At 58.0% G+C, this 13,721-nt stretch carries 11 protein-coding genes; 4 read left to right on the plus strand and 7 right to left on the minus strand.

The features are described from left to right. Positions 1 to 11: 11 nt before the first annotated feature. From kdpB to NR302_RS18440, 5 genes are all read right to left on the minus strand, one after another. Positions 12 to 2,060 carry a potassium-transporting ATPase subunit KdpB gene (gene kdpB, locus NR302_RS18420; RefSeq protein ID WP_258144136.1) on the minus strand — a complete coding sequence of 683 codons (2,049 nt, stop codon included), beginning with the start codon at positions 2,058 to 2,060 and terminating at the stop codon, positions 12 to 14. 7 nt (positions 2,061 to 2,067) lie between these two features. Continuing rightward, positions 2,068 to 3,747, minus strand: coding sequence for a potassium-transporting ATPase subunit KdpA (kdpA, locus tag NR302_RS18425; protein ID WP_258144137.1), 1,680 nt, complete (start codon positions 3,745 to 3,747; stop codon positions 2,068 to 2,070). After that, positions 3,747 to 3,836 (minus strand): K(+)-transporting ATPase subunit F, encoded by a 90-nt coding sequence (kdpF, locus tag NR302_RS18430; protein WP_081113208.1) that lies wholly within the window; start codon positions 3,834 to 3,836, stop codon positions 3,747 to 3,749. Before kdpF ends, kdpA begins: the two co-directional genes overlap by 1 nt. Before the next feature lie 109 nt (positions 3,837 to 3,945). Further along, positions 3,946 to 5,109 carry an HD-GYP domain-containing protein gene (locus NR302_RS18435; RefSeq protein WP_258144138.1) on the minus strand — a complete coding sequence of 388 codons (1,164 nt, stop codon included), beginning with the start codon at positions 5,107 to 5,109 and terminating at the stop codon, positions 3,946 to 3,948. Between the two features lie 163 nt (positions 5,110 to 5,272). Continuing rightward, positions 5,273 to 6,652 carry an MFS transporter gene (locus tag NR302_RS18440; RefSeq protein ID WP_258144139.1) on the minus strand — a complete coding sequence of 460 codons (1,380 nt, stop codon included), beginning with the start codon at positions 6,650 to 6,652 and terminating at the stop codon, positions 5,273 to 5,275. Between the two features lie 413 nt (positions 6,653 to 7,065). Between NR302_RS18440 and NR302_RS18445 the strand changes: the two genes are divergently transcribed. Further along, positions 7,066 to 7,980, plus strand: coding sequence for a sugar ABC transporter substrate-binding protein (locus NR302_RS18445; RefSeq protein WP_008109461.1), 915 nt, complete (start codon positions 7,066 to 7,068; stop codon positions 7,978 to 7,980). 93 nt (positions 7,981 to 8,073) lie between these two features. Here the strand turns inward: NR302_RS18445 and NR302_RS18450 are convergent, their stop codons facing one another. Next, the gene (locus NR302_RS18450) at positions 8,074 to 8,565 is read right to left on the minus strand and encodes a GNAT family N-acetyltransferase (RefSeq protein WP_258144140.1); all 492 of its coding nucleotides are present in this window, start codon (positions 8,563 to 8,565) and stop codon (positions 8,074 to 8,076) included. Between the two features lie 64 nt (positions 8,566 to 8,629). On the opposite strand from NR302_RS18450, the gene NR302_RS18455 reads away from it, so the two are divergent. Beyond that, on the plus strand, positions 8,630 to 10,462 hold the full coding sequence (locus tag NR302_RS18455; protein ID WP_061719804.1) for an ABC transporter ATP-binding protein: 1,833 nt from the start codon (positions 8,630 to 8,632) through the stop codon (positions 10,460 to 10,462). On the opposite strand, the gene NR302_RS18460 is transcribed toward NR302_RS18455, so the two are convergent. Next, a complete protein-coding gene (locus NR302_RS18460) occupies positions 10,459 to 11,583 on the minus strand; it encodes a GNAT family N-acetyltransferase (protein WP_258144141.1) in 1,125 nt (374 codons plus the stop codon). The two genes, NR302_RS18455 and NR302_RS18460, sit on opposite strands and share 4 nt — an antisense overlap. Positions 11,584 to 11,770: 187 nt before the next feature. Between NR302_RS18460 and NR302_RS18465 the strand changes: the two genes are divergently transcribed. Next, positions 11,771 to 12,670 (plus strand): LysR family transcriptional regulator, encoded by a 900-nt coding sequence (locus NR302_RS18465; RefSeq protein WP_154157279.1) that lies wholly within the window; start codon positions 11,771 to 11,773, stop codon positions 12,668 to 12,670. Positions 12,671 to 12,769: 99 nt separating this feature from the next. Further along, positions 12,770 to 13,711: a glutathione S-transferase family protein gene (locus NR302_RS18470; RefSeq protein ID WP_258144142.1), complete on the plus strand. Its 942-nt coding sequence runs from the start codon at positions 12,770 to 12,772 to the stop codon at positions 13,709 to 13,711. Positions 13,712 to 13,721 lie beyond the last annotated feature (10 nt).

Here is a 13,721-nt window from a genome sequence, read left to right on the forward strand (position 1 = left end):
TTCTCTTCTCCTTAAGCCAGACCAAGCAGCGTCAGCAGCAGGTCGATGGCTTTAATACCAATAAATGGCACCACTAATCCGCCCGCACCGTAAATCCACAGGTTGCGACGCAGCAGCGCCGCCGCGCTCAGCGGGCGATAACTCACGCCTTTCAGCGCCAGTGGAATCAGGAATACAATCACCAGCGCGTTAAAAATCACCGCCGACAGAATCGCCGAGTTCGGCGAATGCAGCCCCATCACGTTGAGCATATTGAGCTGCGGATAGGTGGCGGCAAACGCAGCTGGAATAATGGCGAAATACTTCGCCACGTCGTTGGCGATACTGAAGGTGGTGAGTGAACCGCGCGTCATCAGCATCTGTTTACCGATGTGCACTACTTCCAGCAGCTTGGTCGGATTCGAATCGAGATCGACCATGTTGCCGGCCTCTTTCGCCGCCTGAGTACCGGAGTTCATCGCCACCGCCACGTCAGCCTGCGCCAGCGCTGGGGCATCGTTGGTGCCGTCGCCGGTCATCGCCACTAAACGCCCTTCGGCCTGATACTGGCGAATCAGCGCCAGCTTGGCTTCCGGCGTCGCTTCCGACAGGAAATCATCGACGCCCGCTTCCGCCGCAATCGCCGCCGCCGTTAACGGGTTATCGCCGGTGATCATCACCGTTTTAATGCCCATCTTGCGCAGCTCGGCGAAGCGCTCTTTGATGCCGCCTTTAACGATATCTTTCAGCGCCACCACGCCCAGCACCTGCGCGCCTTCCGATACCACCAGCGGCGTGCCGCCAGCACGCGCCACCTCTTCCACGGCGGCATTCACTTCCAGCGGGAAACGGCCATGATTGGCTTCGATGTGGCGACGAACCGCATCGACCGCACCTTTGCGGATTAGGCGATCCTGCACGTTGACGCCACTCATACGCGTTTGCGCCGAGAACGGAATAAAGCTCGCGCCCATGCTGCTGAGATCGCGCTCACGCAGGTTAAATTTCTGCTTCGCCAGCACCACGATGCTGCGCCCTTCCGGTGTTTCATCGGCCAGCGACGCTAGCTGCGCCGCATCGGCCAGTTGCTGTTCGCTGACGCCCGGCGCGGGCAGGAACTGCGTCGCCTGACGGTTGCCGAGCGTAATGGTGCCGGTTTTATCCAGCATCAGCACATCGACGTCGCCTGCCGCTTCCACCGCACGGCCGCTGGTAGCAATCACGTTCGCGCCCAGCATGCGGCTCATGCCCGCCACACCGATGGCCGACAGCAAGCCGCCGATGGTGGTCGGAATCAAACATACCAGCAGCGCCACCAGCACCGTGATGCTGACCGGCGTGCCGCCATACGCCGAGAACGGCCACAACGTGACGGTTGCCAGCAGGAACACAATCGTCAGCGACACCAGCAGAATGGTCAGCGCCACTTCGTTCGGCGTTTTGCGGCGTTTCGCGCCTTCCACCATCGCGATCATGCGATCGAGGAAGGTTTCACCCGGATTGACGCTGCACTGAATCACCAACCAGTCGGAAAGAATGCGCGTACCGCCGGTCACTGAGGAGAAGTCACCGCCCGATTCACGGATCACCGGCGCGGATTCACCGGTAATGGCGCTCTCATCCACCGATGCGCCGCCCTCCAGCACTTCGCCGTCACACGGAATGATGTCACCGGCTTCCACCAGCACCACATCGCCTTTGCGCAGCGTATCGGCCGCCACGTTGTGCCACGCTGCGCCGTAGCGCGCTTCGGCCAGTTTTTTTGCATCGCTGGTTTTGCTGATGCCTTTCAGGCTGTTGGCCTGCGCCTTGCTGCGCCCTTCCGCCAGCGCTTCGGCGAAGTTGGCGAACAGCACGGTGAACCACAGCCAGATGGCGACGCCAGCGGTAAAGCCCGCGTTGCCGCTGAGCGTGCCACTGGCCATGCCCACCGCCAATACTGAGGTCAGCACGCTGCCGATCCACACTAAAAACATCACCGGGTTGCGGAACTGCACGCGCGGATCGAGTTTTTTCAGCGCATCCAGCATGGCAACGCGGGTTAGCGCCGCATCAAACAGCGCCAGTTGTTGACGACTCATGATTCCGTTATCCCTGAATAAGTTGCAGATGTTCCGCGACCGGGCCTAATGCCAGCGCGGGGATGAACGTCAATGCGCCCACCAGCAAGACGGTGCCAATCAGCAGCGCGATAAACAGCGGGCCGTGCGTTGGCAGCGTACCGTTGCCGACCGGCTGAATTTTCTTCGCCGCCAGCGAACCGGCAATCGCCAGCACCGGAATGATGATGCCGAAGCGGCCCACCAACATGCAGAAGCCGAGCAGCAGGTTCCAGAACGGCGTGTTGGCGCTCAATCCGGCAAAGGCGCTACCGTTGTTGTTAGACGCCGATGACACCGCATACAGCACTTCGCTGAAGCCATGAATGCCGGGATTGGCCATGCCGGCGCGACCGGCGTCGGTCATCATCGCCAGCGCGGTGCCAAGCAGCACCAGCGTCGGCGTCACCAGAATCGCCAGCGCGGTCATCTTCATCTCCCACACGTCGATTTTTTTACCCATGTATTCTGGCGTGCGACCGATCATCAACCCGGCGATAAACACGCCGAGCAGCACGAACAGCAGCATGCCGTACAGGCCAGCACCAACGCCGCCAAACACCACTTCACCCAGCTGCATCAACCACATCGGTACCATGCCGCCGAGCGCGGTGAAGGAGTCATGCATGGCGTTGACCGCACCACACGACGCCGCCGTGGTGATCACCGCAAACAAGCTGGAGTTGAGAATGCCGAAGCGCGTCTCCTTGCCTTCCATGTTGATGGCGCTGTCCGCGCCGAGCGCGAGGAAGTGCGGATTACCGCGCAGTTCGGCCCACATCACGGTGATCACCGCCAGCACGAACATGATGGTCATCGCCCACAGCAGCATGTGGCCCTGACGACGATCGCCCAGATGCTGACCAAAGGTGAAACAGAGCGCCGCCGGAATCAGGAAGATGCTCAGCATCTGCACGAAGTTGGTCAGCGCCGTCGGGTTTTCGAACGGATGTGCCGAGTTGACGTTGAAGAAGCCGCCGCCGTTGGTGCCGAGCATTTTGATCGCTTCCTGCGACGCCACCGGACCGAGCGGCAGCGTCTGCTGCGCGCCTTCCAGCGTGGTAAGCGCATGGTAAGGTTCGAAGGTTTGAATGCTGCCCTGGCTAACGAAGAACAGCGCCATCAGCAGGCTGATTGGCAGCAGCACGTAAACGGTAATGCGCGTCAGGTCGCGCCACGCGTTGCCGAGCGTCGCCAGCGAACGGTTGGCAAAACCACGAATCAGCGCAAACGCCACGGCGATACCGGTCGCCGCCGACAGGAAGTTCTGCACCGTGAGGCCCGCCATCTGACTGAAATAGCTCAGCGTGCTTTCCCCGGCGTAGGATTGCCAGTTGGTGTTGGTGACAAAGCTGATGGCGGTATTGATCGCCAGATCCCAGCTCAGATTAGGCAAATGCTGCGGGTTCAGCGGCAGCGCGGCCTGCGTCATCAACATCAGCAGCAGCAAGGCAAAACCCAGCGCGTTGAACAGCAGAATCGCCAGCAGATAGTGCGGCCAGCGCATGGCGTCGCCGTCGGCTCCGGCCAGTCGCCACAGCGCGCGTTCGGTACGCGGCAGCAGCGGCTTGTCAGCCACAAACAGGGCGAGATAACGTCCCAGCGGTTGTGCCAGCACCATCAGTACCAGCAGAAACACCGCAATTAGCATGAATGCATTCGCAGCCATCAGAATGCCTCCGCATTAAGCAGGGCATAAATCAGGTAGCCCAGAAGAACAAACACCAGCACGATGCCGGCTATCACGCCCACGCTCACAGCAACCTCCAGAGGATTTTGGTAGTGCTGCAAGCATGCGCGGCGCGGCATAAAGAAGAGGTAAAAAGGCGGGAAGCGGGCGTAAATAAAGTATAAAAATGGTGAAGAATTAAGCGCTTTCTAACGCCCAGATGCGGTTCAGATCGATGTTCTGCCACAAGCCGCTGTCTTCCGCGCCGGTGATGCTGTCGGTGCAGAAGCTGTCGCCGAGATCGAGCTCTTCCGGTTTCACTTCACGTTGCGCGTGCAGCGACCAGAACACATGCACTTTGGGCTTGAGCAACGATTTTTCGCCCGCCTGCACCACCAGCGCCACGCGCCCGGAAGCCAGTCGCACCAGCGATCCTACCGGATAGATGCCGATGGTGCGCACGAAGGCGTGCAGCAGCGAGTTATCGAAGTGGCCACGCCAGCTCAACATGTTGTGCATCGCTTCGGCAGGCGTCCAGCCTTTACGATAAGGACGATTCGAGGTGACGGCATCATAGACGTCGCACACCGATGCCATGCGCGCATACAGTGAGATCTCCTCGCCTTTCAGACCGTGCGGATAACCGTTGCCGTCGTATTTTTCATGGTGATGCAGCGCAATATCCAGCAGATCTTCACCGGCGTTAGCTTCCATTAGCATCTGCGCGCCGACAATCGGGTGCTGGCGCATCACGGTGAACTCTTCATCGCTGAGCTTGCCGGGTTTATTCAGAATCTCCAGCGGCACCGCGGCTTTACCCACATCGTGCAGCAAACCGCCCATGCCAACACGGCGTAGCTGATGCTCATCGAGGCCCATTTTTTTGCCCAGCGAGATCATCAAGCCGCACACCGCCATCGAGTGCAGATAGGTGTAATCGTCGTGATTCTTCAGACGCGCCACGCTCAGCAGCGCAGTGGGTTCGCGGGTGATCGAACCGGCAATTTGATCCACCAGATCAAGGGTGTAATCGAGGTCGAGGCCTTGCCCCATGCGCGCCTCGTTAAACATCGCCAATACCTGCGGTTTCCCCTGATTGAAGATGCTTTGCGCCTGATCCATCTCCTGGAAAAACGGGGTTTTAGGAATATCTTTTTTCGGCACAGGCGCAGCGGGCGCCTGAACCGATTTGTCGAGATCGATCCATAACTGCAGGATCCCCTCATTGCGGATCATCGCGATCTGGCGTTTATCAGTGATCAGCATTTGGTTGCGAATGCGCTTATCTTTGACCCACCAAACCTCAAGTTTGTGGATAAACATTCCCTGCCGCAGTTCGTCAACGTTAATCAGCTTTATCACGATATCGCTCCTTAATATCAGTGGGTGGTAAGGAGGTATCGGCAGCTGAGCAAAAAATCTTCAGGAGTGATTTGTGCGATCGGTGAGGTTTGCGAGATGGGTGCGCATAAATGCGCACATTACGATGGTGCGGGCTTTGACCAGGTGCGCATGAATGCGCACCCTACGTCGTAGGGTCGCCATTCATGGCGACCTGGGTTGAAATCTCCTGCTCCTCGCCAACGCGTTCAATCGGTCCCATCACCAGCAGGAACAGTAAAGCAGCGACTACGCAGTGCGCGCCGACAAACACCAGCCCAATGCTGTAGCTGCCGGTTAAGCCGACGATGATGCCGAACAGCAGCGGCGTGATAAAGCCCGCCATGTTGCCGATGCCGTTGAAGATCGCGCCCGCCAGGCCAACCGCTTCTTTCGGTGCGGTATCGCTGACAATTGTCCAGGTTCCGGCACCTGCAGCCACGCCTTTACCGAAGAAGGCGAACGACATAATGGCGATAATGCCGACGTTGCTGGGGATCACCGCCGCCAGAACCAGCGACGCCGCCATCAGCATGCCGACGATGTACGGCGTTTTACGCGCCCAGGATAAACTCCAGCCGTTTGCCAGCAGTTTGTCGGAGATATAGCCGCCGCTGATGCCGCCGAGGAAGCCAAACACCGCCGGTGCGATGGTGGCAAATCCGGCGTCGAGAATGTTCATGCCGCGCGCCTGCACCAGATAAATCGGGAACCAGGTGATAAAGAAGTAGCTGAGCGCGATGATGCAATATTGGCCGATGTAGGCACACCACAGCATGCGGTTGCTGAGCAGCTTTTTGAACATCGCTTTGCTCAACGGCGGACGCGCTTTCAACGTTTGTGCCGAATCGATATCGACCAGCGCGCCGCCCTGCTCAATGTAGCGCAGCTCATTTTCCGATACCCGCGGGTGATGGCGCGGGGTGCGCATAAAGCCCATCCAGACAAACACCGCCAGCACGCCAATGCCGCCCAGGACGAAGAACGGCCATTCCCAGCCGAAGCGCGACACCAGCCAGCCGGAGAGCGGTGAGAAGATGGCGACGGCAAAATATTGCGCCGAGGCGAAAAGTGAAGAGGCGCGGCCGCGTTCGGCGCTGGGGAACCACATGATCACCGCGCGCGCATTGGCGGGAAAACTCGGGGCTTCAATCAGGCCCAGCGCGAAACGCAGCGCAAACATCAATGTCAGCGCCATGGTCATGCCGCTGGAGAACTCGCCGACAAAGCCCATCAGCAGCGTGGAGATTGACCACAGCGCCAGCGTCACGCCATACACTTTTTTGGTGCCAAAGCGATCAAGGAACAGGCCGCCGGGGATCTGGCCGATCACATAGGCCCAGCTAAACGCCGAGAGGATCAGGCCAAGCTGGATCGCCGAAAGTCCAAACTCATCTTTGATCGCCGATCCCGAGATCGACAGGATCGAGCGGTCGGCATACGCCACCACGGAAAGAAACAGGATCAGGCAAAGGATCCAAACGCGTACGTGGCTGTTCTGTGGACGATTATTGGCTTTTAGCATGGGCTGAATTCCTCAAATGAAACACACTGGAATACCGCTTTATTTCCCCTGTGCAGCAACTATAGGAAGCGGTTTCAGCCGTGGTCATTGGGCGAATGGCGGAATCGACAGTGCTAATTAGCGCCAGATTTAGCAGCTGGCACAAAGTGAGGTGCGGCGCTGCACAGAACCTTAAAGATCCGCAAGCCTTTGCACCGCAATGTGCGCCAGCTCTAAGAAAATCCTTCTCAGCGCAACTATGAGCGCGCAAAGCAAAGACGCACCCGAGAGCAAAGTGTGCGCCTGGCTGCAAAATCCAACCTTGCTGATTGTCAGCCACGTAGCGGGCTCGTAGGCTGAAAATGATTTCATTGAGCCATTTTTTATCTTGATGAAACATTCATTCTAATAACAAGCTTACTCTGGAGTCTGCGATGAAAACCCTCAAGGCGATTGTGTTGCTCGGCCTGCTCTCAACATCAGCCTCGGCGCTGGCGGAAAAAATTGGCGTGTCGATGGCCTACTTCGATCAAAACTTCCTCACCATTATTCGCCAGTCGATTGATAAAGAAGCCAAAGCGCGCGGACTCGATATTCAGTTTGAAGATGCACGCGGTGACGTCGGACGTCAGACCGATCAGGTGCAGAGTTTTATCGGCGCGGGCGTGGATGCGATCATCGTTGATCCGGTTGATTCTGCCAGCACGCCGCAGCTCACCAAGCTCGCGCAGCAGGCAAAAATTCCGCTGGTGTACGTAAACCGCACGCCGGGCGATAAATCGCTGCCGGCCGGCGTGGTGTTTGTCGGCTCCGACGAGCGTGAATCCGGCACCTTGCAGATGGAAGCGCTGGCGAAAATGGCCAATTACAAAGGTAATGTGGCGATCATGATCGGTAATCTGACCGATGCCGGTGCGCTGCAACGCACTAAAGACGTTGAGCAAGTGGTGGCGAAATATCCCGGCATGAAAGTGGTGCAGAAACAGCCCGCCAACTACGCGCGCAACGAAGGCATGGATTTGATGAATAACTGGCTGGGCAATGATGAAGCAATTGATATCGTAGCGGCAAATAACGATGAGATGGCGATCGGCGCGGCGATGGCGCTGGCCAAGGGCAATAAAAAGGTGCTGGTTGGCGGCATCGATGCCACGCCAGATGGCCTGAAAGCGCTGTCGCAGGACAAAATTCAGGTCACAGTGTTCCAGGATGCGGTCGGCCAGGGCAAAACGTCGGTGGATGTGGCGCAGAAGCTGATCAAAGGCGAGAAAGTCGATTCACACGTATGGATCCCGTTCGAGCTGGTGACCAAAGAGAATATGCAGAAGTACGTTGATAAATCACAATAATTGCCGCCAAATCGTAGGGTCGCCATTTATGGCGACCGTAATGCGGGTTGGGTGCGGTTATCTACAAGGTCGCCATGAATGGCGACCCTACGGTTAACGTAATTGCGCCATCTGCACGATATCGTGATACTCGCCGTCGCGCAGGCAGGCTTTACGCTTCACGCCTTCGCGCTCAAAACCCAGCTTCTGATACAGACGCAGCGCGCGTTCGTTATCGTGGAACACTTCCAGCTCGATGCGCATAATGCCGAGCCAGTTAAAGGCGTAATCCATCGCGTTGCGGATTAGCTTTTCGCCAATGCCGCGCCCGCCAAACGCCGGATCGACGCCGATACCAAAACTGATGCTGTGACGCGTGCGTGGACGCTGCTCGACAAACAGCGTGAGCTCGCCAACTATCGCGCCATCGATCTCCGCAACAAAGCCGATGTATCCCAGTTCATCCATCTTTTCGAATTTTTTCTGCCAGGTCGCCACGCTCGGGCACGGCAGTTGCGTGGTCCAGCGATAAACGTCAGGATGGCTGTAAAGGCGTTGGTAGGCGGCGGCATCGCCCGGCTCACGGCCGCGAATGTGTAAATCCATGTCGGTAATCCCTTTTCACTTGCACTAAGCTGTTAACTCTCACCATTTCGGGAAGAGTGACTCTATGTTGTATCGCCGTTTTGAACGTTTTATCAATATTTTCCAGGATGCGCCAACCGATTCCCCGCCCGCCAGCGTCTGGCCGTTCTACTTCTACTATCTGCGTCAGGTGTGGCCGAGCTTCGTCGCGCTGCTGATTGTCGGGCTGGTGCAGGCGCTGATCGAAGTGGCGCTGTTTAGCTATCTCAGCCGCATCATTGACCTGGTTAATCACTCGACGCCCGCCTCGTTGTTCAGCGATAACTGGCAAATATTGTTGTGGATGGGCTTTGTGGCGCTGATTCTGCGGCCAGTGGTGATTGCCGCGCACGATATGCTGGTGCATCAAAGCATCAACCCAAGCATGACCAGCATGATCCGCTGGCAGCATCACAACTACGTGCTGCGCCAGAGCCTGAACTTCTTCCAGAACGATTTTGCCGGGCGCATCGCCCAGCGCATCATGCAAACCGGTAACTCGCTGCGTGATTCGGCGGTACAGCTGGTGGACGCCATCTGGCACGTGGTGATTTATGCGGTGACCTCGCTGGTGCTGTTTGCCGAAGCGGACTGGCGCCTGATGATTCCGCTGGTGATTTGGATTGTGGCGTACAGCGTGTCGCTGAGCTTCTTCGTGCCGCGCGTGAAACAGCGTTCGGTGGTGTCATCGGAAGCGCGCTCAAAATTGATGGGCACCATCGTCGATGGCTACACCAACATCGCCACCATCAAACTGTTCTCGCACAACGATCTGGAGAAGCGTTACGCGCGCGAAGCGATTCAGGAGCAAACCGACAAAACCCAGCACGCCAGCCGCATGGTCACCACCATGGATATCACACTCTCGACGCTCAATGGCTTGCTGATTGTCAGCACTTCCGGCCTGGCGCTGTGGTTGTGGAGCCAGTCGCTGATCAGCGTCGGCGCGATTGCGCTGGCGACCGGTTTGGTGATCCGTCTGGTGAATATGTCCGGTTGGATCATGTGGGTGGTGAACGGCATCTTTGAGAATATTGGCATGGTGCAGGATGGCCTGAACACCATTGCGCAGCCGCTGAGCGTGCAGGATCAGCCGAACGCGAAAAACATGCAGGTGACGCGCGGCCAGATTCGCTTTGAGGATGTGCGTTTTGATTATGGCGGCAGCCGTCAGGTAATTAATCGCCTCAACCTCAATATCAAACCGGGCGAGAAAATCGGTTTGATTGGGCCGTCCGGCGCCGGTAAATCCACCTTAGTGAATCTGCTGCTGCGGCTGTATGACATCAACAGCGGCCGCATTGTGATTGACGATCAGAACATTGCCGAAGTGACGCAGGAAAGCCTGCGCGGGCAAATCGGCATGATCACCCAGGACACGTCGCTGCTGCACCGCTCAATTCGCGAAAACTTGCTGTATGGTCGTCCGGATGCGACGGAAGAGGAGCTGCAGGCGGCGATTATCCGCGCACGCGCCGACGAGTTCATTCCGCTGCTCTCCGATCCGCAGGGCCGCACCGGCTTGGATGCGCACGTGGGCGAGCGCGGCGTGAAGCTGTCGGGCGGTCAACGTCAGCGTATCGCCATCGCGCGCGTGCTGCTGAAAGACGCGCCGATTCTGATCATGGATGAAGCCACCTCCGCGCTGGATTCCGAGGTGGAAGCGGCGATTCAGGAGAGCCTGGAAACGTTGATGCAGGGCAAAACGGTGATTGCCATTGCGCACCGTCTTTCAACTATCGCCAAAATGGATCGTCTGGTGGTGCTGGAGAAAGGTGAGATTGTCGAGATGGGCAACCACCGCGAGCTGCTGGCGCACGGCGGACTTTACGCGCGCCTGTGGCAGCATCAGACCGGCGGTTTTGTCGGCGCGGATTAATCACCACGCCGATACGGTAAGGCGTCGCGCGCTTCAATTGCCCAGCCGCGCACGCCTTCCCGTTCCTGCAGCAGAAAATCCCCCACCGCATCACGCAAGCCGGGATGGCACAGATAGTGCCATGAGTGCGTGATATGCGGTTCAAAGCCGCGCACTAGCTTGTGCTCGCCCTGCGCGCCCGCATCAAAACGCTGCAAACCTTCCGCGATGGCGAAATCCATGCCCTGATAGAAGCAGGTTTCGAAATGCAGCCGATCAAACTCCGCCAGACAACCCCAATAGCGGCCATACAGCGTGTTGCCGTCCATTAAGCAGAACGCCATGGCGGCTGGTTGGCCTTGCAGCGTCGCGATCACCACGCGAATCGAACGCGGCATGCGCTCCGCCAGCAGGCTAAAGAAGTGGCGCGTCAAATATGGTCGCTGGCCGCGCACCGCATAGGTGTTGGCGTAGCAGGTGTAGACGAAATCCCACTGATCTTCGCGCAGCTCATCGCCGCGATACCAGCTGAATTCAAAGCCGCTGCTCATCACCTGCTCACGCTCTTTGCGCAGCTGTTTGCGCTTGCGCGACATCAGCGTGTCGAGGAAATCCTGAAAATCACGATAGCCTTTGTTGTGCCAGTGATACTGCAAGCCAAGGCGCTCCAGCCAGTCCGGCTGCTGCTGCATGATTTGATTGGCGAACGGCGTGGTGAAGTTGATGTGTGCGCCGCTCAAACCCTGTTCGTAGAGATTATCCGGCAGCGCGCTGAGCAATTTCAGCACCGCGTCTTCGTCGCCCAGCAGGCGTGCGCCGGTCACCGGACTAAACGGAATCGCGCCCAGCCATTTCGGATAGTAAGGAATGCCGGCGCGTTGGCAGGCATCCGCCCACGCATGGTCAAACACATATTCACCGCGCGAGTGCCGTTTGCGATAGCCCGGAATGGCGGCACGCAGCGTGCCGTTTTCCCGCCACAGCAGGTGATCCGTCTGCCAGCCGTTTTCGGGCCGCACGCTGCCGCTCTCTTCTAATGAAAGAAGAAAGGCATGGCGTAAAAACGGTTGATCGTCAGGTAACAGCGCATCCCATTCGACGGCGGAGATCTCCGCCAGCGACGACAGATGTAGCAAAGACATTCACGGCTCCCGGCCAGATGAAAGCAGGCGCCTAGTTCAACAGGTTTTCCCGTGTGGGAAAAGGTGCAGCGCACTGAATGTGTAATCAGCAGATTTGACCCGATGCGCATTAATGCGCACCCTACGACGTAGGGTCGCCATTCATGGCGACCGATTAACATAAAACGCTGAACTAACAGGAAACGCCATGGATCGACTCGATTGTGACCGCATGTTTGTCGCCGTGCTGGAAGTCGGCAGCTTTGCCGGTGCGGCCGAACGCCTCGGCACCAGCAGTGGCCAGGCGTCGAAGCTGGTCTCCCGGCTGGAGCAGGAACTTGGCGTGCAGCTGTTTAAACGCAGCACGCGTGCGCTTTCGCCCACCGAAGTCGGTCGCGCCTATTACGAGCGGGTAAAAACGCTGCTGGAAGCCTTTGATACGCTGGATGCCACAGTGCGCGACAGCGCCACCACGCCGACCGGCCGCCTAAAAATCAGCGCGCCCGGCACTTTCGGTACGGCGGTGTTAGCCAGCGTGCTGGTGGAGTTCGCGCGCCATTATCCGCAGATCGAACTCGACGTGAATTTCTCCGATCGTGCAGTAAACATCGTCGATGAAGGCTTCGATATGGCGATCCGCATCGGCAAACTCGACGACAGCAGCCTAATTGCACGCCGCCTCGGCGATGTGCCGATTCGCGTGGCGGCCTCTTCCAGTTATCTGCTGCAACACGGCACGCCACAGCACTGGCGTGATTTGGCGGCACATCAGTGCATCAGCGATACCAACTTCCGCGATCCCTGGCATTGGCCGTTTGTCACGCCGTGCGGCGACAGCGTCAGCATGCCGATTCGTGGTCGTCTCTGTTTCTCGAATACTGAAGCCTGTTTGCAGGCAGCGATTGCCGGGCTGGGCATTGCGCGGCTGCCGGGTTTTATTGCCGCGCCCGCTCTGCAACGCGGTGAAATCGTCTCGATATTAGAGGAGTTCGCCACACCGCCGCTCGGCTTGTTCGCGCTCTATCCGCCGGCGCGTCATCTGGCGCAGAAAACCCGACTGCTGATCGATTTCCTCGCCGCCCATTTCCAGCAGCATCCGCCCGGCTGATTCCTTCCAATTTGGAAGCAATGAAAGCCATTTTGCCCGGATTATCACCCAACCAGCAGCGCTGTATGCTCACTCCATCAACACATAGGAGAGAAGACGATGCTGGTAAACGGTAAGTGGAGTGCAGAGTGGCATCCGGTGCAAGCCACCGATAAACAAGGCGGTTTTGTGCGCCAGACATCCAGTTTTCGTCACTGGATCACCGCAGATGGTTCCAGCGAATTTGCTGCCGAGCCGGATCGCTATCACCTCTATGTGGCACTGATTTGTCCGTGGGCTTCGCGCACGCTGCTGGCGCGCAGCCTGAAAGGGCTGGAGAAAGTGATCAGTGTGTCGGTGGTGGAACCGCAGCTTGGCGCGCAAGGCTGGCGCTTCGGTGATTATCCCGGCGCGGACCGCGACTGGCTAAATAAAGCCGAGTACATCCACGAGCTTTACACCCGCGCCGATGCCGATTTCACCGGCCGCGCCACCGTGCCGGTGCTGTGGGACAAAAAGGCGCAGACCATCGTCAACAACGAGTCGGCCGATATCCTGCGCATGCTGAACAGCGGCTTTGGCGCGCTGGCGGACGATCGCATTGATCTTTATCCCGAAGATCTGCGTGCAGAGATCGACGCGCTGAACGAATCGATCTATCCGCGCCTGAATAACGGCGTGTATCGCACCGGCTTCGCCACCACGCAGGTCAGCTATCAGCAGGCGTTTAACGATGTGTTCAGCCAGCTGGATGAGCTGGAGCTGCGTTTGCAGGATGGCCGCACCTTCCTGCTCGGCGAGCGCTTAACCGAAGCGGATATCCGCCTGTTCGTCACGCTGGTGCGCTTTGACGCCGCCTATCACGGCCTGTTTAAATGCAACCTGCGCCGCCTGCGTGACTATCCGCTGCTCGATCGTTATCTCAAGAGTATGCTGTCGGTTTCTGGCGTGCGTCAGACGGTGAATATCGACCATATCAAGCAGGGCTATTATTCGATTAAAGCGCTGAATCCCAACGGCATTGTGCCTGTTGGCCCGGATATGGCGGCCTACGGTTTATAAGGAGCTGTGC

Origin of the sequence: Pantoea sp. SOD02, from assembly GCF_024707505.1 — a bacterium.
GTDB classification, from domain to species: Bacteria; Pseudomonadota; Gammaproteobacteria; order Enterobacterales; family Enterobacteriaceae; genus Pantoea; species Pantoea symbiotica.